Source organism: Rheinheimera sediminis, assembly GCF_004005375.1.
In the GTDB taxonomy this organism is placed as follows: domain Bacteria; phylum Pseudomonadota; class Gammaproteobacteria; order Enterobacterales; family Alteromonadaceae; genus Pararheinheimera.
In genome coordinates, this window is the sequence record NZ_RZUF01000006.1 from 54381 (window position 1) to 75798 (window position 21418).

The following is a 21418-nucleotide window of genomic DNA, read 5'->3' on the forward strand; positions in this document are numbered from 1 at the left end:
AGGCCGCTTTTAACCTACGGCCTCTACAACCAGAGGTTCAGTCAAATCCAACCATTGCCCCTTTTGGGATCACCACAACCCCATCAGCGGACACATGGAAACGCTGACGGTCAAGCACAGGATCTTCACCGATAATAGTGTTAGGGGCAATTTTCACATCTTTATCGATAATAGCACGGCGTATACGACAACCCCGACCAATATCGTTGTTTCCCATCAACACACTCTTTTCAATATAAGCATGACTATGAACAACAGTGTTATATCCCAAAATAGACTGATAAACGATAGCACCGCTGACGATACAGCCGGATGCCACCATAGAACTTATCGCCTGCCCTGTTCTGTTGGCTTCATCATGCACAAATTTTGCGGGAGGCATGGGAGGGGTGTAACTGCGCAACGGCCAGTACTTGTTGTACAAATCCAGAGGCGGTTGCACTGAAATCAAGTCCATATTGGCTTCGTAATAAGAATCGAGAGTTCCCACATCACGCCAGTAACCTTTAGATTCCTCTTGCTCACCCCGGATCATGTTTGTTGAAAAGTCATAAACATACACATTGCCCGCTGGATACATCTTCGGAATGATGTTGTGACCGAAATCATGTTTTGAATCAATTTGCGCTGCGTCTTCGTTCAATACTTCGACTAAGGTTTTGGCATCAAAAATATAATTCCCCATCGAGGCCAATACATAATCAGGCCGACCCGGAATAGTTTTAGCATTTGATTTGGGTTTTTCTTCAAAACCTATCATCTTCCCGGTGTGGTCAACTTCAATAACACCAAACTCATGCGCCTGCGACACGGGCACAGGAATGGCTGCAACGGTCAGCACAGCATGATTTTGTCGGTGGAAGTTCAGCATTTGCCGTACATCCATTTTGTAAATATGATCCCCACCAAATACACAGACCTCTTCGGGGTCTATGCCATGTATCAAATGGATGTTCTGATAGACTGCATCTGCAGTTCCCAGATACCAATGTTTCCCTGTTTGCATTTGCGCAGGAATAGGGTCGATGAATCTGTTGGTTAAGCCAGTAACTCGCCAGGCCCGGCTTAAATGTTTCATTAATGAATGCGACTTAAACTGAGTGATCACAAAAATCTGTAATAAATCTGAATTCACAAAGTTGTTTAACACAAAATCGATAATCCTATAATTGCCACCAAAGGGCACAGCAGGTTTGGCTCTGACTCCGGTCAAAGGTGCCAATCTGGTCCCCTCTCCCCCCGCTAAAATCATGGTAAGCACACCAGACATATTAGTCTCCCTGTTAATAAACCCGACAACTCAACTTGTATTTTTATTCTGTGTTTGTGAAAGCAAAGCGAGTACCACAACATGCATTCCTATGAAAAAAAACTGCTTTGTGAATGAATCAGCGCTTCAGAGCAGATTTAATTTAGGAACCACAGATGACAAAGGTATGAAAAAATTCCATTTTGGTGCAGCAAAACGCTAATGCACCAGAATTGATATTGAACTTAATGCATACGAATGCAATCACGAACTGAGTAATAGCGGGAATTGGGTGGGGTTAGCAAGTGAAATTTAGAAAAATATATTTCAAGGTATAGATCAAAACTAAAAACAACCTATTCAGAACAGCCACCACCCGACTCTAGTCTGGCAGTGGCTTTAAAAAAGCAGTTTAACTCTAAAGGCGAGCAGCGAGTTCAGCGCCCTGACGTATAGCACGTTTTGCATCCAGTTCAGCGGCAACATCGGCGCCACCTATCAGATGCACTTGCTGGCCTGCATCCAGCAGTTGCTGTTGCAAACTCCGCTCTGGTTCCTGGCCAGCACAGACTATTACGTTATCGACGGCAAGACAACGCTCCTGACCATTCATACTTATCCAGAGGCCCGAATCATCAATTTTGTTGTAACTCACACCGGACAGCATCTCCACGCCTTTTTTCTTTAATGAACTGCGGTGGATCCACCCTGTGGTCTTACCCAGTCCTGCGCCGACTTTGCTGGTCTTTCGTTGTAACAAAAATACTTTACGTTCTGCCGGCTGGCTTGGCGCATCAGCTAACAAAGCACCACGGCTTTGATACTGCTTATCTATGCCCCAGTCTTTTAACCAGGCATCGGGTTGCAAGGTCAGTGAATGTGGTTCCGTTAAGTATTCAGATACGTCAAATCCTATACCTCCAGCTCCAATCACTGCGACATTTTGACCAACAGGCTTATGGTGCTTTAACACATCCAGGTAACTTAATACTTTAGGATGATCAAAGCCCGGTATATCGAGCTGACGTGCTTTAATCCCGCTTGACAAGACGATATGGTCATAACCACCTGCGACTAAGCTTTCTGCGGTTTGCTCAGAGTTTAACTGCAGCTTTACTTTGTTTACCTTGAGCATCTCGCCAAAATAACGCAACGTCTGGTGAAACTCCTCTTTACCCGGAATTTGTTTTGCGTAATTAAATTGGCCACCAATTTCACTGCCACGGTCAAACAAACTAACGTCGTGACCACGTGACGCCGCATAAACACTAAAAGCTAAACCAGCCGGACCTGCGCCTACGACCGCGATTTTTTTCTTGGTTGTGGCTGTTTCAAAATTGAGTTCTGTTTCGTAACAAGCCCGCGGATTGACTAAACAACTAGCGCGCTTTTTTTGAAACACATGATCAAGGCAAGCCTGATTACATGCGATACAGGTATTAATTAAGTGCGCCTGATCAGCAGCCGCTTTGTTAACAAAGTCAGCGTCAGCCAGAAATGGCCGCGCCATACAAACCATATCCGCTTGACCCGAAGCAAGAATAGTTTCGGCCACTTGGGGGTCATTTATTCTGTTAGTTGCAATCACAGGAATACTGGCATGTTGACGAACTTGCTCAGTCACCCAACTAAAAGCAGCACGAGGCACCATAGTCCCAATGGTGGGCACCCTGGCTTCATGCCAGCCGATACCTGTGTTCAGCATAGTAGCGCCAGCTTTAGCCGCAGATGCAGCCAACGCTATTACTTCGTCAAAACTATTGCCATCTTCGACTAAATCCAGCATCGATAGCCGATAGATAATAATAAAATCTTTACCACAGGCTTCGCGCACAGCCTTTAATATTTCAAGTACAAAACGACAACGATTCTCAAAGCTTCCGCCCCACTGGTCTGTACGCTGATTAGTCCGGGCGCACAGGAATTGGTTGAGCAGATATCCTTCTGAACCCATAATTTCTACGCCATCGTAACCTGCTTTTTTAGCTAACTTAGCAGAATACGCAAAATCAGAGATGGTGCTGCGAATTTGACTATCAGATAAAGCTTTCGGCTTAAAAGGCGTGATGGGTGATTGTACTGCACTGGGTGCTACATTAAACGGATGATAGCCATAACGACCTGCATGCAAAAGCTGTACACATATTTTTCCGCCATGCTGATGCACAGCGTCCGTCACTTTTTTATGTTTTGCAGCCTGCCACCACCACGTGAGCTGACTACCAAAAGGAACCAGGTTGCCGCGGAAATTCGGACTGATACCTCCTGTGATAATTAAACCTACGCCGCCTTTCGCTCGTTCGGCATAAAAAGCAGCAAGTTTATCAAAGCCGTGTTTTTCTTCTTCGAGGCCAGTATGCATCGAACCCATAATGACGCGATTTTTTAACTGAGTGAAACCCAAATTAAGTGGGGACAATAAGTGCGGATATGCCACAGTCTTCTCTCTGGTCGTACCTGTTGAATGCAGTGAATGTAGCCGTTTTATAGTTTTATCGCAAGATGTGCTCATAGTAATTGCTGATATAGCAAAACATCGAACACTTAAAATGTTGACAATTCATGGCTAATACCACTGCAGTACTGAGCAGATTGAGAATCTGTTACAGCACTGATTCCCGCAAATCAATATACATTTACTTACAAATTCCACCTGAGCTTTTGCGTTAAATTAGTTAGCATAGATCTCTATTACTTTGCCAAAATTATAGGTACATCATATGTCTGAGAAAAAACCTGGGATCCTAAGACGCTTTTTTGGTGGCATATGGCGCGCTATCAGTCTGGTTCGTCATGTCACATTTAATTTAATTTTTGCCTTGCTATTCATTCTCATTTTGGTGTCTGTTTTCAGCAGCGACGATAAAGTTAAAATTCCTGAAAGCGCCGCCTTAATACTCAATTTGTCTGGTGACTTAGTTGAGGAAAAACGGCACGTAGACCCTTTCGATCAAATTGTTAATGAGGGGATGGGATCTCAGGAGGAAGAACCTGAAATTTTGGTCACAGACTTAGTGAAAACCATTCAAGCCGCGGAAAAAGATCAACGTATAAAAGCCATAGTGCTTGAGCTCTCTTCTTTTGGCAGAGGTTCGATTGACAAACTTCTGCAGGTCGGTTCTGCATTAGACGCGTTCAAAGCCAGCGGCAAAAAGATATTTGCAACTGGGGATTACTATAACCAAAACCAATATTACCTTGCTTCTTATGCCGACAGCATCAACTTAAATCCGATGGGTACTGTTTTACTAGAGGGTTTTGGCAGTTATCCGATGTATTACAAATCGGCATTAGAGAAGCTAAAAATCACCACTCACGTATTTAAAGTGGGTACGTACAAGTCCGCTGTCGAACCTTTCACTCGCGATACGATGTCGGACGAAGCGAAAGAAGCTAATAAAGCCTGGTTAGACGAATTGTGGGCCAGCTATAAGCAGCAGGTTGCTGAACGTCGTGGCTTTGCGGTAGATAATTTTGATGAAACTGTTGCTGCGCTTTATCAAAAATTACAAGCCGTTGATGGCGATATGACACAGTACGCGCTGGATGCGAAGTTAGTCGACAGCATAAAAACCCGCGAAGAGTTTCGTCAGGATTTAATTGCCTTGGTAGGAGAAAGCGAAAAACACTCTTTTAATCAGGTCCATTATAAAGACTATCAGGCTCAGGTATTACCACCAGTGCAATACGATAACCCACTGACTGAAAAAGTTGCGATCGTGGTGGCACGCGGCACTATAGTTGACGGTTCAGCTAAAGCTGGCACTATAGGTGGAGATACAACTGCGGCCTTGTTACGCCGTGCGCGCTTTGACGAAAATGTAAAAGCTGTGGTCTTACGTATAGACAGTGGTGGCGGTAGCGCTTTTGCTTCTGAAATCATAGGTCAGGAAATCAAACTATTAAAAGCAGCTGGCAAGCCAGTCATTGCTTCTATGGGTGCAGTGGCTGCATCAGGTGGTTATTGGATAGCTGCACCGGCTAATGAAATCTGGGCCTCTCCTACGACCATTACAGGCTCCATTGGCATCTTCGGTTTATTCCATACACTGGAAAATGCGATGCCAGTATTAGGTTTGAATACTGACGGTGTAGGTACTACTGAATTAGCAGGATTGAGCGCTGGTTTACCTTTGTTTAAAGGATTAACACCGGAGATGTCTGGCATCTTTCAACTGATGATAAATAAAGGTTACGACGAATTCATCAGCATGGTGTCTGAAAATCGGGGCATGACCAAAGAAGCAGTCAACGCTGTAGCTCAAGGTCGCGTCTGGACGGGTTCCAAAGCGCTGGAGTTTGGCTTGGTCGATAAGCTTGGCACTTTCGATGACGCTATTGCTGCCGCTGCCGAAAAAGCAGGTTTAAAGCAATATGACATCAAAGTCATGGAGCAGGAATTAACACCAACAGAACAGTTGCTGCGCGATATGTTCGCCTCAAGCACGGTACAGTCGATGTTGCCAGCAGCGAAAGAGTCAGCGTTTGGCCCACTGTTGAAGCAAATGATGACGCAAATTAATCAAGACTTTCAGATGCTAGGGCAATTTAACGATCCGAAAGGTATCTACTCTGTTTGTTTCAGTTGTAAAGCAGTGAATTAAACAGTTGATCGAAAAGCCGCCTCGTGCGGCTTTTTTCCTATCGCATTAGTTCTATCGCATTAGAATGCTAAAAACCAAAAACCAAAAAACAACAAAACCCGTATAAGCTCTCGCTGATACGGGTTTTTTGGAATGATGGCGGAGGGGGAGAGATTCGAACTCTCGGAAGGCTATTAACCTTCGCCGGTTTTCAAGACCGGTGCATTAAACCGCTCTGCCACCCCTCCGGCGCCGCGTATAATAATCAGATCGCTTTAGAAAGAAAAGCATTTTTTTTAACTTTGATAAAATAACTTAACCGATTGAATTGTTTTGTAAAGATAACTGCTGGTACTTTGGGAACTTCCCAAGTAATATAAAGTCAGAAAAGTAACTATTGAATGGAGAGAACAGCAATGTCCTACAACCAAAACACCCAAGCTGGCCACATTGGTCACAGCGTTGAAGTCAACAAAGTATTACGTAATACCTATTTCCTGCTGGCCATGACTTTAGCCTTTAGCGCCGTCACAGCCGGTATTTCCATGGCGATGAACTTCGGTTTTGGCATGGGTTTGGTATTTTCTCTGGTCGCTTTTGGCTTAATTTTTGTCGTACAGAAAAAAGCCGACAGTGCCAGCGGCATCTTCTGGGTATTCGCCCTGACAGGATGTTTAGGCGCCTCTATTGGTCCTATGCTAAACCGCTTCGCGGCAACGGCTAACGGCCCTGAGCTGATCATGCAAGCTTTAGGCTTAACTGCAGTGGTGTTCTTCTCTCTGTCAGCATATGCCTTAAGTTCACGTAAAGATTTCAGCTTTATGGGCAACTTCTTGTTTGTCGGCCTGATCGTGGCGATAGTCGCAGGTTTGGCTAACATTTTCCTGCAAATCCCTGCGTTGCACCTGGCTATTAACGCAGCTGTGGTGATGATTATGTCTGGTTTAATCCTGTTTGATACCAGTCGTATTATCAATGGTGGTGAAACCAACTATATCCGCGCTACTGTCGGCTTATACCTGAACATCTTTAACCTCTTTACTTCGTTGCTGCAGTTACTGGGTATCATGGGCAGCGATGATTAATTAAGGCTTGAGATCAGCTGATGTTGCAGTAAAATGCCCCGCCTAATGCGGGGTATTTTTTTGTGCTCTGTTTACGAATAATTTGCGGAAGCTAGACCAATGACCAGTTTTGCCGTTCTAATTGAAGGCCCGGTATTACAAGGCCAAAGTTTTGTCAGTGCCTTGCGCTTTTTGCAGCACGCCGTAGAGGCTAAACATAGTATCCATTCGGTATTTTTGTACCGTGATGCAGTAGCTGCTGCTTCTGCACTGATTGATTTACCTTCAGACGAGCCTGATCTGTCCGTCAAATTGCAACAATTTTGTCAGACACATCAAATCCCTTTACTATTTTGCATCACGGCGGCTGAAAAACGTGGTGTCTGCTCTAACGAGGTAGCAGCTGCAGAAGGCTATACAGCTGCCGGTTTGGCTGAGTTTGCCATGGGTTTAGCACAGGTTGATAAACTGGTACAGTTTTCATGAACATAGCAGTATTAGTAACCAGCTTACCCTTGCATGGTATAGCGGCACGGGAAAGTCTGGATTTAATCTTTGCTATGGCCGCAGTTGATCATCAGGTCAGCGTCATCTTTAGCGGTGATGCTGTGTATCAGTTGGTTAAATCAGATGCCAGTACAGATATTATGGTAAAAGACTTTAGACGTAGTTTTAAACTGTTTGAGCTTTATGATATTGAACAACTTTACGTCTGTGCGGCCTCTTTGAGACAGCGTCAATTGCACGCCAATGAGCTTGTGTTGAACATACAGCCGATTGAGCACGATGAATTGAACCAGCTACTTTCTGCGCACCAGCATTTGATTAAGGCCTGATATGAGACTATTTGATCTGAGCTGTAACAAAGTTCCAGAGCTACTGAGTCTGGTCAGGGCTGAAGATACTATTTTGTTAAGACAAGAAGCAGTCTACTTAATGACAACAGGAGCGCTGAATAACTTGCCCTGCTCTCTCTGCTGTCTGACCACGGATGCCGCAGTACGCGGTATCCTTATCTGTGCACCTTTTACCGCACTCAGTGATAGCCAATGGCTGGATTTAGTACTAGAAGCGAAGCAACAACTCTGATGAATGAACTTATTTTAAACAACCATGTTTATCCACTGGATAAACATGGTTATCTGGCTGATTTGACACTTTGGACACCTGAACTTGCTGAGGAATTTGCCCGTCTGGAGCATATATCTCTGACAGCAGCTCACTGGGAGGTGGTGAATTTTGTGCGTGCTTTTTATCAGGACTATCAAACCTCACCTGCTATACGTTTATTAGTGAAAAGCATGGGAGAAAAGCTGGGACCAGACAAGGGCAATAGCAAGTATCTTTTTTTGTTGTTTCCGGAAGGGCCAGCCAAACAGGCAACACGTATTGCTGGTTTACCTAAACCAGCAAAATGCCTCTAATTCTGGTGTTTTAAAGAGCTATTAAGGCTCTTTATACAAACTCAAACCCGCATCTAAACTGGTGAAGACAACAGCTATAATGACTCCTATCAACACTAGCCAATAGACCCAACGTAACATCTGCTTCACCGGATTTTGTCGCGTCTTACGTACTACGACATGCTGTGGGATCGGAGTTTTATTCACTTTTTCTTGTTCTTTTGTCTGTGACATATGTTTTACCAAATACAATGGAGCAGACAGGCTGCTCCTGAAACAATAACACTGACTTGAGCTTAACAGCGGATCTCAGTTTTACCGCCCATATAAGGCTGTAAAACCTCAGGGATCTGAATAGAACCATCTGCTTGCTGGTAATTCTCCAGAATAGCGACCAAGGTGCGACCTACAGCTAAACCAGAACCATTTAACGTATGAAGCAGCTCAGGCTTTTTACCTTCGCCCGGACGGAAGCGTGCTTGCATACGGCGAGCCTGGAAATCGCCCATGCTTGAGCAAGAAGAAATTTCGCGGTAGGTATTTTGCGCCGGTAGCCAGACTTCCAAATCGTAGGTTTTGGTTGAACCAAAGCCCATATCACCAGTACAAAGTAACATAGTACGGTATGGCAAACCTAACAGCTGTAGTACTTTTTCTGCATGGCCTGTTAATTCTTCCAGCGCAGCAAAGGACTGATCCGGATGCACTAACTGCACTAATTCGACCTTGTCGAACTGATGCTGACGAATTAAACCACGGGTATCGCGGCCATAAGAGCCAGCTTCACTGCGAAAACATGGCGTATGCGCTGTATATTTTTGTGGCAGCTCCGTTAATTCAAAAATGCAATCACGGGCTAAGTTGGTGACAGGCACTTCAGCCGTTGGGATCAACGACATGCCGACACCTTCTTCTGTCGCTGGCTTGGTATGGAATAAATCTGCACCAAACTTTGGCAACTGACCAGTGCCGTACAATGAAGCAGCGTTCACCAGATAAGGCACGTACAGTTCAGTGTAACCGTGCTGCTCTGTGTGCAAATCCAGCATAAACTGGCTTAAAGCACGGTGCAGACGGGCTATTTGGCCCCGCATCACGACAAAACGTGAACCGGCAATTTTTACTGCATTTTCAAAATCTAAGCCTTTATCCAGCGCTTCACCTAAAGCCACATGATCTTTAGCTTCAAATTCAAAAGCACGGGCTTCGCCCCACTGGCGCACTATCACATTACCTGTCTCATCTTTACCTGCTGGCACAGACTCATGCGGTAAGTTTGGAATAGCGCTAACAATAGCGTCCCACTGCGCTAATACGGCGTCCAGCTTCTGCTTGGCGTCTTCCAGTTGTGCACCTAAACCATCTACTTCAGCAAGCAATGGCGTAATATCTTCACCTCGGGCTTTAGCCTGGCCTATCGCCTTGGATTTAGTATTACGCGAATTCTGTAAATCCTGAGTCGCCATTTGTAACTCGCGGCGCTGTTCTTCCAGATGTTGTAAGATCGCGACATCCAGTACAAAACCACGGTCTGCCAAACGTTGGGCAGTTTGAGCTAATTCGGCTCTTAAAAATTTTGCATCTAACATAATAATTACTTCATTGAGCCCAGCTTTAAACCCAGCCAGGCGAGTGTTAAACAAATCAGCACGTTTAGCACAACATTCAGGCTGGCTTTCACCAAATCGCCTTGTTGCAGCAGTAAAACGGTGTCGAGTGAAAAAGTCGAAAAGGTAGTAAAGGCACCTAAAAAACCTACGCCGATCAAGGTCTTCCACGGATTGACCGTCAGATGTTCGGCTAAAAACAGGCCATAAAGCAGACCTAATACAAAAGACCCGAGAATATTAACCAGCAAAGTGGCAAAAGGGAATGATTTACCAAAAAGATGCAGGATAAATTCGCCTAAGCCGAAACGGCAACAGGCACCTAAAGCGCCACCAATAGCTACAGCCAGATAGGCGTGCATTAGTCCTGTCCTTTTGCTTGGTTGTCCAGCATGGCTAAGTACGCCATTTTGTCCTGTAATTGTTTCTCTAAACCGCGCTCAGTCGGCTGATAAAACTTCATCCCTGCCATTTCCGCTGGTAAATAAACTTCTCCAGCCGCATAAGCGCCTGGTTCGTTATGTGCGTATCGATAGGCTTTGCCAAAACCTTGTTGTTTAGCCAGCGCGGTCGGCGCATTGCGCAAATGATCAGGCACTTCAAAAGATGGATGTTGCTGCACATACTGCCGCATTGAATTAAAAGCACTGTACACCGCATTGGATTTCGGCGCGAGCGCCATATAGACAGCCGCCTGAGCTATGGCTCGTTCGCCTTCAGCAGGGCCTACCCGGGCAAAAGTATCCCAGGCATCCAAACCAATAGTTAAAGCGCGAGGATCAGCATTGCCTATATCTTCACTGGCGATAGCGAGTAATCGTCGAGCTACATACAAAGGATCTCCACCGCCTTCTAAAATACGGCAATACCAATACAAAGCGGCATCGGGGTTGGAGCCACGCACCGATTTATGAAAAGCAGAAATTAAGTCGTAAAAAATATCGCCCTGCTGATCAAAACCTGGTAATTGCCGCGGTACTAACTGACGGAATAAGTTCGCTGTCAGTTCAGTCACTGCTGTGCCCTGCTGTGCAGTTTCAACGGCTTGCTCAAACAGGTTTAATAAACGTCTGGCATCACCATCTGCTAGTTGCAGTAATAAGGATTGCGCTTCAGCGCTGATCAGAATCTGCTGGCCATGTTGCTGGTAATGTGCCACGGCTCGTTCTGTAACTAAGGTCAGATCCTCAGCCGTCAGCTTTTTTAAAATGCAGACACGGGCGCGGGATAACATAGCGTTATTCAGTGCAAACGCAGGGTTTTCTGTGGTGGCACCAATAAAAATAATAGTGCCATCTTCGATATGAGGTAAAAACGCATCTTGCTGGGCTTTGTTAAAACGGTGCACTTCATCGACAAATAACAAGGTGCGCTGATTTTGCGCTAAACGTTGTTTCGCTGCCTGAATTTCTTCGCGTATTTCTTTGACACCAGCAGTGACAGCAGATAAACGGGCAATAGCAGCCTTTGCATAAATGGCAATCAGCTCTGCCAGGGTGGTTTTACCTGTGCCAGGAGGGCCCCATAAAATCAAAGAGGAGATGCGCCCTGCTTCTATCGCCTTACGTAGCGGTGTGCCAGGGCCCAGCACTTGCTGCTGCCCGACATAATCCGATAACTTTATTGGCCTTAGCAGCGCTGCAAGAGGCCTTATATCGTCGTGGAATTCAAAGCCGAGGTTGTTCACTTGACGCGTTGATCATCTACTTCAGCTGATGCCGGAATTGCAAACTGAAACAGCTCTGATGCCAGCGGTGTATTGTATTGCACCAGATTAAAATCAAAAGTGCTGTTTTGACCATTACTGTCCATCACCACCATTTGTGATAACGCCAGACCAGAAAATTTCAGGCTGAGTTTTTTCACTGCATTGCCTGGATCTTTTGGTGTGATATCAAATAGCTCATCAGCGCCAGTGACATTGTACTGAGCCCATAATTTAGGGTCGTGTGAAGTAAGCAACACAAAAGGGGTTTTCTGCACTTGCTCTTTGGCGTCAAAAATACTGACCTGATCTAAAACTTCCGCGTAAAACCACAAGGTCTTACCATCACCAACAAAAAGGTTAGGCTCTGGCGTCTGAGTTTCAAACCGGAATAATGACGGTTGCTTTAGCGACAACATGCCTTCACCCTGCTGGATCAGCTTATTGCTGGCATCCACTACGGTTTGGTCAAAACTGGCCTGAAAGCTGGTTAAACGTGCTAGCTTTTTCTGTAAAGCTTCAGCTTGATCCGCAACTGCCATAAAAGCCGGAACTATTACAGACAGCATCAGAGCGACAGCTTTTTTCGCAAAGTTTTTCTTCATATACACCTTAGTTAAAATACTTTAGGAGGAGGAGGCGCTAATACTTCACGGTTACCGTTGTGGCCTGCACCACTGACGATACCGCTCATTTCCATTTGTTCAACTAAACGGGCTGCCCGATTATAGCCAATACGGAAGCGTCTTTGTACACCTGAAACCGATGCTTTACGGCTTTCGGTGACAAAAGCTACGGCCTGATCAAAGAGTGGATCGGATTCAGCATCGTCACCTTCCATGCTCTCGCCTGGTAATAAGCTATCTTCCGAGGGCTCGCCGTTTAAAATCTCGGAAATATAATTCGGTTTGCCACGGCGTTTCCAGTCCGACACCACAGCATGCACTTCATGGTCGTCAACAAAAGCGCCATGCACCCGGGTAGGCACACCAGAACCTGGAGGCAAATACAACATATCGCCCTGACCTAATAAGCTCTCAGCGCCCTGCTGATCCAAAATAGTTCTGGAATCAATTTTCGATGACACCTGAAACGCCATACGGGTTGGGATATTGGCTTTGATCAAACCTGTGATCACATCCACTGACGGACGCTGTGTCGCTAAAATCAGGTGAATACCTGCAGCACGGGCTTTTTGCGCTATACGGGCAATCAGCTCTTCTACTTTTTTACCTACTATCATCATCATGTCGGCAAATTCGTCAATGACCACCACAATAGAAGGCAACTTCTCCAGCTCTGGTGGCATGGTCATCATATTATCGCTTGGCTTCCATATCGGGTCACGAATTGGTGTACCTGCTGCTATTGCATCCTGAATTTTTTGGTTATAGCCTTTTAAGTTACGCACACCAAGGGCCGACATCAACTTATAACGTCTTTCCATTTCACCGACACACCAGCGCAGACCATTGGCAGCCTCTTTCATATCTGTGACTACTTCTGTCAATAGATGAGGAATACCTTCATACACGGACAATTCAAGCATCTTGGGGTCAATCATTAAAAAGCGTACTTCTTCAGGCGTGGATTTATACAGCAAACTACAAATCATCACGTTGACCCCCACCGACTTACCAGAGCCTGTAGTACCAGCCACTAACAAATGCGGCATACGGCCTAAATCAGCCACTACGGATTTACCAGCAATATCTTTCCCTAACACCATAGTTAAAGGGGATTTGGCCTGAATAAAAATTTCGTCGCCTATCACTTCAGATAAACGCACTATTTCACGGAACTGGTTCGGAAGCTCCAAGCCTATATAGGATTTACCAGGAATAACTTCGACCACCCGCACGCTGATAGCAGACAAAGAGCGGGCTAAATCTTTAGATAACCCGGTAATTTTACTGACCTTCACACCCGGAGCTAAATCCAGCTCAAAACGAGTAACTACAGGACCAGGTAGCACAGCCACAACTTTAGCTTCTACACCAAAATCCAGCAGCTTAGTTTCCACTAAACGTGATACCCGCTCCAAATCGGCTGGATCTATTGGGTTGGTTGCTTTGTCTGGTCTGTCTAATAGAGCTAAGGATGGCAAATCATCAGGGCTAAAGTGAGTAGAGGCTGGTATATCATCCTCATCCTCATCCATCACTACAGCCTGTGTTACCGTCTGACGTTCTATGTCCGCAAAACTTTGTTCAAGCTGCTGCAACTGCTCAGGATAATAGCCGTCATCCACCGCACTGAAACTTAAGTCATCATCCGCCAGAGTATCGACACTTACAAAAGCGACCGCCTCGGTTTTTTCATCCAAAGGTGCAAAAGGTAAAGGCTCTACTCTTTGCTTATCAGCAAAATAACCGCGGCTTGATAGCGTTTGAACTTCTTCAAGCTGAGGTAACGGCAGCTGTTCTTCTGCTGCTGTATTCGACTCTACAGCGTTATTGTCATGCTGTAACGGCTTAAAAAGCATCTCGTCAACTGACTCAACTGCTTTGGTCATGGACTGGCGGGTCGTTTCTGGTAGCGTCTCACCAAACATCTGCGGCTCGCGCTTTTTTTCAGGCAAAACAGGCTCGGCTTGAATGGACAAAGCTGACGCCTGTTTCTCAACAGAACGCTGCATCAAATGATAGGCTAAACGGGTAGGTGCCTGATACAGTGCAACCAGAACCCCTATTGTGAGCGCTCCTAACTCATCGGCAACCGTAACCCAGGAGATGCCTGTGGCCAAGGTTAAGCCAGTTGACAAACCGCATAACAACAGCAAAGTGGTACCAATAAAATTAAAGTTCGGCAGTAACATAGCAGCTACTACATCCCCCACTACACCGCCAGACGAGAAATAAAAGATGTCGTTGAAATTAATACTGCTAATAGCACTGGCACAAAGCAGAGTTAAGACTAAGCCTATCAGCCGCATCCCCAGGATCAAAAAATCCATTTCCAGTAAAGCCTTACTACGGCGGGTTAGCAGGTAACCAATAAATGCAACCAAGGGCGGTACTAGATAGGCAATCCAACCAAAGGTAAAAAGCAGTATATCTGCTATCCAGGCTCCCTTGGGCCCAGCGTAGTTATGCACTGCGGTTTGATAACCCGCCTGAGACCAGCTCGGGTCGGCCGGGTCGAATGACATCAAAGCCAATAACATAAAAGCAGCAAAACCAAAGCTCAGTATCAAACCTACTTCAGATAAACGCTGCATTCCGTTTAAAGAAAACAATAATTTGGCTCGCAACCTTTTGGCTTCACTCAACACAACAAATCCCATTTATTCTAAGAATTCTACCCACTTAAGATACCAGAGAGACGACTCTGATGCACCCACTTATCCCCGAGTGACTCCAACTACACGTTCATCAACTCAAGCTGTATAAGCCAGTAATACTGAATGACCGCTGTACAAAAGATTGAATCACCGAGGTTTTCACATCAGTTAACAGCAACAAAAGTAGTTTGTTTCACTTCTTCCATCACGACATAGGTGCGACTTTCCCTTACGCTGGGCAAACGTAACAAAGTTTCGCCCAATAGTTCGCGATAAGCCGCCATATTGGCCACCCTGGTTTTTAGGAGAAAGTCGAAACTCCCCGAGACTAAATGGCATTCCTGTATTTCATGCAGTTTCTGCACTGCTTTGCTGAATTCGTCGAAGTCCTCAGGCGAGGTTTTACTTAAGGTAATTTCCACAAAAACCAGTAACGCGGAACCTACTTTATTCGGGTCGACCTGTGCTGTATAGCCCAATATATAGCCTTCAGCCTCCAGCTTGCGCACCCGCTCCAGGCAAGGCGTAGCACTCAACCCTACCCTTTTCGCCAATTCAACATTGGCAATACGACCATCCTGTTGCAATTCGGTCAGAATTTTACGGTCAATTCTGTCTAACTTTTTGACACTTTTACTGGTTTCGTACATAGCAGATAAAAATTTCACTTTTTAATTTATAGCAGGATTTATAACTGCGTTTCATTATAAAAACAACAGGTAAAACTACAAATCTCGCACTATACTAGGCAAAAATTTTACTCAACCCTACACAGGCGGAATATCATGATTATTGGCGTACCTAAAGAAATAAAAAACCACGAATACCGCGTCGGTATGACCCCTGCCAGCGTGCGTGAGCTGACGGCTCTTGGCCACAGTGTTTTTGTTGAACACAATGCAGGTAGCGGCATTGGTTTTGGTGATGACGCTTATCAGGCGGCTGGTGCCACAGTATTAACTACTGCTGCTGAAGTTTTTGCTAATGCAGACATGATTGTTAAAGTGAAAGAGCCACAGGCGGTGGAGCGCGCTATGCTGCGTGAAGGCCAAATCCTGTTCACTTACCTGCACTTAGCACCAGATCTGCCACAAACTGAAGATCTGATCAAATCAAAAGCTATTTGTATTGCCTACGAAACAGTCACAGACAATCGTGGCGGCTTACCATTATTAGCTCCTATGTCTGAAGTTGCTGGCCGTATGTCTATCCAGGCTGGTGCCCGTGCGTTAGAGAAATCATGTGCCGGTCGTGGCATGTTATTAGGCGGCGTGCCAGGCGTTGAACCTGCCAAAGTAGTCATTATCGGTGGCGGTATGGTGGGTACCAACGCAGCGCAGATGGCTGTGGGCATGGGTGCTGACGTGGTCGTGCTGGACCGCAGCGTGGACGTGTTACGTCGTATCGATGCTCAGTTTAATGGCGCAGTCAAAACTGTGTACTCCACTGTAGATGCACTGGAAAAACATGTGTTATCTGCTGACTTAGTCATAGGTGGCGTGTTAATTCCAGGTGCTGCAGCTCCTAAGCTGGTGACTGCAGATCATATCAAACGTATGAAGCCAGGTTCAGCTATTGTCGACGTGGCTATCGATCAAGGCGGTTGTGTCGAGACTTCTAAAGCTACTACGCACGCTGATCCAACCTACATTGTGGATGACGTAGTGCATTACTGTGTGGCCAACATGCCAGGCGCAGTGCCACTGACTTCTACTTTTGCTCTGAACAACGCCACTCTGCCGTTTATCATCCGTTTAGCCAACAAAGGCTACAAACAGGCACTGCTGGACGATGCGCACCTGTTAAACGGCTTAAACGTGATCAACGGTCATGTGGTGAACAAACACGTAGCTGACGCGTTAAACCTGCCATTTGTTGAACCTAAGCAAGTGTTAGCTGCGCTGTAATTTCTGCAGCATTAATTAATCGGGCGGCCTTAGGTCGCCCTTTTTTTTTAGGTTAAATTCCGTTAGTCTTTCGACTTGATTTTCAAAGGTTACTTCTTATGAACTATCTGTTATCTGTACTTTTTGCTTTAAGTTTTTCAGTAGCTGCTATTGAGGATATCCAATTTGAAAAAGAATGGATCAAAGTAGGTCATCTTGAATTAGAAGTAGAATTGGCTTTAACCACAGAGCAACGCGCTCGTGGCCTGATGTATCGCGACAAAGTAGCAAATGGTATGTTATTTATTTACGAAGAAGAACGCATTTTGTCGTTCTGGATGCAAAATACCAAAGTACCTTTGGATATCGCCTATATCAAAGCCGACTGGACTATAGAACCGATACAGTATCTTTATCCCTATGATGAAAAAGGCAAAAAATCTCAAGGCCCAGCCATAGGTGCTTTGGAAATGCCTCAAGGTTGGTTTAAAGCTCAGGGTTTAGCAGCAGGCACTAAGATTATTCGCTGTGGGAAGAAGTGTGATTAATCGAACTTGATGAGAGCTGGAGGTTGCAATCGCCGTAAAGCGGCATTGCAACCCCGGTCTTATCGATATACCCAACTTCAACTTACAATTGCAGTTAAAAGGCCAATTAACCTGACCTAGATATAACGAGTTCAGGTTAATTAAATACCCTTAATCGCAAGATCCAAAGCCGCTACTATCCGCTCTCTGAAATGAGCTAAAGTACCGACGGGATTTTTCAGGTGTTTCACTGGTATCGACGCAATCTGTGGCGTGAGCAACAGCAACTGCTCTCCCTTGAAACTGATCAGTGATGTCAGCCGGTTAATCGCCCCAGCACCAAAAGCTGAACTCCTGCGTAAAGGAATAACGATACGAATAACAAGGTCAGTAAGCACGGCACTTTGAATATCAACCAGATAGGGATAATGGGCTTGGCTTATGACTACTGGGATGAGCGTACACAGCAAACTGAGCCATTAAAAGCTGCTGAATTCATCACCAAAACAACCATGTTGTTCAACAAATTCGTTATAGCTTTTAATGGCTGCACTATTATCTTCAACCTATGGAGCCGCCTCGTATTTCGCCAACTCTTCCTTCAGCGAACGCTCCAAAGTGGCGGAGAGATTGATATTTAATGCCCGTGTTTTCAGCAACAGATCACTGTTCACCGAAAGATTCGCTGCTATTTTTGGTGCTGTTACGTCATAAAGATCGGCCATACAAGCCTTCCACACTAGTATCTAGTGCTATAAAAATAGCGTAAGCTCATTAGTATGAGCAGGAAAAAATGTAGTAGAAATACAGATAAAGGTCAGATTGGTCAAAGATAACGAGACATAAATAGCCAAGGAGGATGCCTTAATGGCGTAACGGATCATTACGCCATGCAGATTATAAGGCTTAGAGATTAAAAGGCTCCTGATCATCCCGCAGCAGCAGAATTTCGCTAAAACCCATTTTTACAAAAGCGTTTTTGCGATAATCCTTTAATGCACCTGTGCCTTTGGCGGTCATAGCCACTTGTTGCTCCATTTTGCGAAATGCAGTGAGGTCTATACTTTCAGCTGCCGCTACGGCCTCGTAGCTGTCAGGGTATTTGTCGTAGCTGAACGGAATTTTTTTCCACTCACCTTTGTATTTGTAACTGATATGCCGCGCCATTTTTCAGCTCCTTAGGTTGCGTCGCCAGCTGTTCTTACTGCTGTATGGTCTGCTGTTGTTTCAGTGCCGGTGCTGCATACATTTGCTGTACATAAGCTCTAAGCTCTGCGGGCAAAGATGCCATTTTAGTTTGATACCACAAGCCATCTTCACATTGCTCCAACTCTACATCCAATTGTGCAGCTAAATAATTCACCGGATATAACCTATAACCAGCCCAAATTTGGCGGTCAATCTCGGCGGATAAAGCAGCAGGATCCTGAAAAGCTGACCGAATAGCCTCACCAAAATGCACATGTACACGACCTTTTTGACCCACAATGCCCTGCACTATGCTTTGGATATCTTCCATCTCTGACTTTTTATATTCGCCAGTACTGGCGAGCTGATAAAGCTCATTGGCTTTAGCATGATCTAAAGGGTCAAATTCGTACGATAAACACACAGGCACAATATTAAGCGACTGCATATAAGTCGCAAAATCCATACCTCGTTTTTTACCTTCAATAAAAAACATTTTTAAGATGGCTTCGTCGGTTTGATCCAACCCATCTTTAGCACGGCCTTCTTTTTGCGCTATCCAAATAGAATGACCAGTCTCCAGCGAATCTTTGATGTACGCCGATAAATGACTCAGGGCTTTAAGCATTTCGCGTGGTGCTTTAATAGAGCGTTTTACAATAAAGCTTTTATTCAGTTTCATCAGCTCAGTGGCACATGGCATCTTTAGCAAATTATCACCTATTGCTATGCGCACAGTATCCATCCCCTTCTGATGCAAACACCAGTTCAGTAGCGCAGGATCCATAGCGATGTCTCTGTGATTTGAAATGAACAGATAAGACTGCTTTGGATCTAAATGCTCCAGACCGCTGACACTGACACCAGCACAGCTTTTATGAAGACTTTGCTGTAAAAAGTCAGCCACCATATTTTGCACATCAGCCACAGTGCGCAAGCCTTTGGCTTTGCGCGCTAATAACCAGCGCAACAGCGGTGTAAACAAATAACGGATGGTTTTAGGCCAGCCTGCAAGGCGATAATTTAAAATGGCATGCAAAAAATCGGCGTCGTCCAATAAACGACTAATAGCTTCTGGTACTTCATGGTCAAAATAAGGGCGAATATCCTGAAAGAGATCCGTTTGATTTGGCACAGCTTTTAAACCCAAAGTTTGTAATGAAGACTATTCTACCCGTTGTCAGACGGATAACCAGAGCAATCTGGCCCGATCTCTTGGTAGTTGATGCTTTATTAGGCTGTTAACGCGTAGAGAGATGACAATTGCAGTGGTATCAGGCGGTTTTGTTGTACCCTTACCAACTGGCCTGCAGACATAGTCTTGCCGTTGAGTAGCTCTACAGGCTCAAGCAGCAGGCAGTCCACTATAGGATCAGATTTGGCAACCAAAAGCACTTTAGCACGATTTACGCCTTCTAGCTTCGCCATACCCATCACTTCGGTGCGGCATTCTATGCTGGAAAATTTAAACAGATGACTTTTTTGGTTCGGTGTCTTCACAAAATATAAGGCCGCAACGGCATGAACCGCTATATTGAGCAGCTCACAATAGGGCAATAAACCTTCCAAAGCCTCGGCAAAGTCCATAAACACCTGAGCCTGTTCCATACAGAGACTTTGCTGATTTGGTAGTATTGTTAGCTCTTTAGCAGAAAAAGCGGTTTTTATGTGTTGGCCAGACGACATCTGCAACACCAAACGATCTTGCTCAGTGCAATACTGCCAACACCAGTCAGGGCATACAGACAACATATTTTATCCTTGCAAATTCAAATGTTGTTTTTCTACACCTGTTTTTAACCGCTGTTAAAGATTATTTTGGACTAGCAAATGAGGATCAAAAACTGATCCTTATAAGGCTATTTCAGGCTTTCAACGATCGTTTTGATCAAAGCTGGCCCCTGATAAATAAAATTAGAGTAGAGCTGGACCAAGTTCGCTCCCGCGTCCATTTTGTCCTGTGCTGCTTTAGCTGAATCTATGCCACCTACGCCAATAATTGGCATCTGTGGGCCTAAGGCCGCGCGGAACTGACGAATGATTTCTGTACTTTTTTGTTGTACTGGTAAGCCACTTAGCCCTCCCATCTCATTGCCATGCTTCAAATGTTGCACTGAGCTTTTATCCAGGGTTGTGTTAGTGGCAATCACCCCATCCATTTTGCTGCGCAGCAAAGTCTCAGCGACTTGCTGCACCGCAACTTCATCCATGTCAGGTGCAATTTTCACAAAAACAGGTACATATTTGTCTTGCTGCGCTTGTAGATCCAGCTGCTCGTTCTTCACCGCCTGCAGTAAATCAAATAAGGCATCACCGAACTGCAGATCCCGCAAGCCTGGCGTATTAGGTGAAGAAATATTCACTGTAATATAGCTGGCGTGAGCATAGACCTTACGCATACATTCGATATAGTCGTCTTTGCCCTGCTCGTTGGGTGTGTCTTTGTTTTTGCCGATATTGATACCCAGCACACCTTTGTAGCTCGACTTCTTTACGTTCTCAACCAGATAATCCACACCTTTATTATTAAATCCCATGCGATTAATAATGGCGTTGGCTTCAGGCAAACGGAACAAACGTGGTTTGTCGTTCCCGACCTGAGGTCGAGGCGTCACTGTACCGACTTCGATAAAACCAAAACCCATCTGGCCAAAAGCGTCGATGCAATCAGCGTTTTTATCTAAACCAGCAGCTAAACCCACAGAGTTATCAAAATGAATACCGGCTACTGTCACAGGTTTTTTCGGTAAATCCTGACGCCACAGCATTGAGACCGGGGTATTTTTTAAATGCTTTAAGCTGCCAAGGGCCAGGTGATGTGAAAACTCAGCATCTGTACAAAACATTAAAGAACGCGCCAGTGAATAGAACATAACAACCTGCTTTTGTCAGTAAAAGGGAAAGTTAAAATTTGAGTGTGCTC

At 45.1% G+C, this 21418-nt stretch carries 22 protein-coding genes, 1 tRNA gene and 1 pseudogene; 8 read left to right on the plus strand and 16 right to left on the minus strand.

Annotated elements, in window-relative coordinates; genetic code table 11:
- Positions 1-37: 37 nt before the first annotated feature.
- Together glgC and EMM73_RS05330 are read right to left on the minus strand one after the other, a co-directional pair.
- Positions 38-1270, minus strand: a complete 1233-nt coding sequence (gene glgC / locus EMM73_RS05325; protein ID WP_127685422.1) for a glucose-1-phosphate adenylyltransferase — start codon at positions 1268-1270, stop codon at positions 38-40.
- A gap of 397 nt (positions 1271-1667) precedes the next feature.
- Positions 1668-3686 carry an oxidoreductase gene (locus EMM73_RS05330; RefSeq protein ID WP_127685423.1) on the minus strand — a complete coding sequence of 673 codons (2019 nt, stop codon included), beginning with the start codon at positions 3684-3686 and terminating at the stop codon, positions 1668-1670.
- Between the two features lie 283 nt (positions 3687-3969).
- Between EMM73_RS05330 and sppA the strand changes: the two genes are divergently transcribed.
- Positions 3970-5853 carry a signal peptide peptidase SppA gene (sppA, locus tag EMM73_RS05335; RefSeq protein ID WP_127685424.1) on the plus strand — a complete coding sequence of 628 codons (1884 nt, stop codon included), beginning with the start codon at positions 3970-3972 and terminating at the stop codon, positions 5851-5853.
- Between the two features lie 136 nt (positions 5854-5989).
- Here sppA and EMM73_RS05340 read toward each other — a convergent pair.
- Positions 5990-6080, minus strand: a tRNA-Ser gene (locus tag EMM73_RS05340).
- Between the two features lie 168 nt (positions 6081-6248).
- On the opposite strand from EMM73_RS05340, the gene EMM73_RS05345 reads away from it, so the two are divergent.
- The 5 genes from EMM73_RS05345 to EMM73_RS05365 all read left to right on the plus strand — a co-directional run bounded on the left by EMM73_RS05345 (position 6249) and on the right by EMM73_RS05365 (position 8320).
- Positions 6249-6917 (plus strand): Bax inhibitor-1/YccA family protein, encoded by a 669-nt coding sequence (locus EMM73_RS05345; RefSeq protein WP_127685425.1) that lies wholly within the window; start codon positions 6249-6251, stop codon positions 6915-6917.
- Positions 6918-7016: 99 nt separating this feature from the next.
- Positions 7017-7382: a sulfurtransferase complex subunit TusD gene (tusD, locus tag EMM73_RS05350; RefSeq protein ID WP_127685426.1), complete on the plus strand. Its 366-nt coding sequence runs from the start codon at positions 7017-7019 to the stop codon at positions 7380-7382.
- Positions 7379-7732 (plus strand): sulfurtransferase complex subunit TusC, encoded by a 354-nt coding sequence (gene tusC, locus EMM73_RS05355; RefSeq protein WP_127685427.1) that lies wholly within the window; start codon positions 7379-7381, stop codon positions 7730-7732. Before tusD ends, tusC begins: the two co-directional genes overlap by 4 nt.
- Before the next feature lies 1 nt (position 7733).
- Complete coding sequence (locus tag EMM73_RS05360; protein WP_127685428.1) at positions 7734-7985, plus strand: DsrH/TusB family sulfur metabolism protein; 252 nt, start codon at positions 7734-7736, stop codon at positions 7983-7985.
- Positions 7985-8320: a TusE/DsrC/DsvC family sulfur relay protein gene (locus tag EMM73_RS05365; protein WP_127685429.1), complete on the plus strand. Its 336-nt coding sequence runs from the start codon at positions 7985-7987 to the stop codon at positions 8318-8320. The genes EMM73_RS05360 and EMM73_RS05365 overlap by 1 nt, the downstream gene beginning before the upstream one ends.
- Positions 8321-8341: 21 nt before the next feature.
- Here EMM73_RS05365 and EMM73_RS05370 read toward each other — a convergent pair whose 3' ends face one another.
- The 7 genes from EMM73_RS05370 to lrp all read right to left on the minus strand — a co-directional run bounded on the left by EMM73_RS05370 (position 8342) and on the right by lrp (position 15544).
- On the minus strand, positions 8342-8533 hold the full coding sequence (locus EMM73_RS05370; RefSeq protein WP_127685430.1) for a hypothetical protein: 192 nt from the start codon (positions 8531-8533) through the stop codon (positions 8342-8344).
- A gap of 62 nt (positions 8534-8595) precedes the next feature.
- The gene (serS, locus tag EMM73_RS05375) at positions 8596-9888 is read right to left on the minus strand and encodes a serine--tRNA ligase (RefSeq protein WP_127685431.1); all 1293 of its coding nucleotides are present in this window, start codon (positions 9886-9888) and stop codon (positions 8596-8598) included.
- A 5-nt stretch (positions 9889-9893) separates the two neighbouring features.
- Positions 9894-10268: a fluoride efflux transporter CrcB gene (gene crcB, locus EMM73_RS05380; protein WP_127685432.1), complete on the minus strand. Its 375-nt coding sequence runs from the start codon at positions 10266-10268 to the stop codon at positions 9894-9896.
- Positions 10268-11593, minus strand: coding sequence for a replication-associated recombination protein A (locus EMM73_RS05385; RefSeq protein ID WP_127685433.1), 1326 nt, complete (start codon positions 11591-11593; stop codon positions 10268-10270). The genes crcB and EMM73_RS05385 overlap by 1 nt, the downstream gene beginning before the upstream one ends.
- The gene (lolA, locus tag EMM73_RS05390) at positions 11590-12216 is read right to left on the minus strand and encodes an outer membrane lipoprotein chaperone LolA (RefSeq protein ID WP_127685434.1); all 627 of its coding nucleotides are present in this window, start codon (positions 12214-12216) and stop codon (positions 11590-11592) included. The genes EMM73_RS05385 and lolA overlap by 4 nt, the downstream gene beginning before the upstream one ends.
- Before the next feature lie 11 nt (positions 12217-12227).
- Entirely contained in the window at positions 12228-14897 is a 2670-nt protein-coding gene (locus tag EMM73_RS05395; protein WP_261373334.1) for a DNA translocase FtsK, read from the minus strand.
- 161 nt (positions 14898-15058) lie between these two features.
- Positions 15059-15544: a leucine-responsive transcriptional regulator Lrp gene (lrp, locus tag EMM73_RS05400; RefSeq protein ID WP_127685519.1), complete on the minus strand. Its 486-nt coding sequence runs from the start codon at positions 15542-15544 to the stop codon at positions 15059-15061.
- A gap of 135 nt (positions 15545-15679) precedes the next feature.
- Between lrp and ald the strand changes: the two genes are divergently transcribed.
- Positions 15680-16801 (plus strand): alanine dehydrogenase, encoded by a 1122-nt coding sequence (gene ald / locus EMM73_RS05405; protein WP_127685435.1) that lies wholly within the window; start codon positions 15680-15682, stop codon positions 16799-16801.
- 98 nt (positions 16802-16899) lie between these two features.
- On the plus strand, positions 16900-17328 hold the full coding sequence (locus tag EMM73_RS05410) for a DUF192 domain-containing protein (RefSeq protein WP_127685436.1): 429 nt from the start codon (positions 16900-16902) through the stop codon (positions 17326-17328).
- 140 nt (positions 17329-17468) lie between these two features.
- Here the strand turns inward: EMM73_RS05410 and EMM73_RS05415 are convergent, their stop codons facing one another.
- The 6 genes and pseudogenes from EMM73_RS05415 to pyrD form a co-directional block, all read right to left on the minus strand.
- Positions 17469-17777 (minus strand): CcdB family protein, encoded by a 309-nt coding sequence (locus EMM73_RS05415; protein WP_222422602.1) that lies wholly within the window; start codon positions 17775-17777, stop codon positions 17469-17471.
- A 9-nt stretch (positions 17778-17786) separates the two neighbouring features.
- Positions 17787-18032: pseudogene (locus EMM73_RS05420) on the minus strand (type II toxin-antitoxin system CcdA family antitoxin).
- A gap of 181 nt (positions 18033-18213) precedes the next feature.
- A complete protein-coding gene (locus tag EMM73_RS05425) occupies positions 18214-18474 on the minus strand; it encodes a DUF2960 domain-containing protein (protein WP_127685437.1) in 261 nt (86 codons plus the stop codon).
- A gap of 34 nt (positions 18475-18508) precedes the next feature.
- Positions 18509-19630: a 1-acyl-sn-glycerol-3-phosphate acyltransferase gene (locus EMM73_RS05430; protein WP_127685438.1), complete on the minus strand. Its 1122-nt coding sequence runs from the start codon at positions 19628-19630 to the stop codon at positions 18509-18511.
- Between the two features lie 98 nt (positions 19631-19728).
- Entirely contained in the window at positions 19729-20247 is a 519-nt protein-coding gene (locus EMM73_RS05435) for a cell division protein ZapC domain-containing protein (RefSeq protein ID WP_127685439.1), read from the minus strand.
- Positions 20248-20354: 107 nt separating this feature from the next.
- Positions 20355-21368 (minus strand): quinone-dependent dihydroorotate dehydrogenase, encoded by a 1014-nt coding sequence (gene pyrD, locus EMM73_RS05440; RefSeq protein WP_127685440.1) that lies wholly within the window; start codon positions 21366-21368, stop codon positions 20355-20357.
- Positions 21369-21418: the final 50 nt, after the last annotated feature.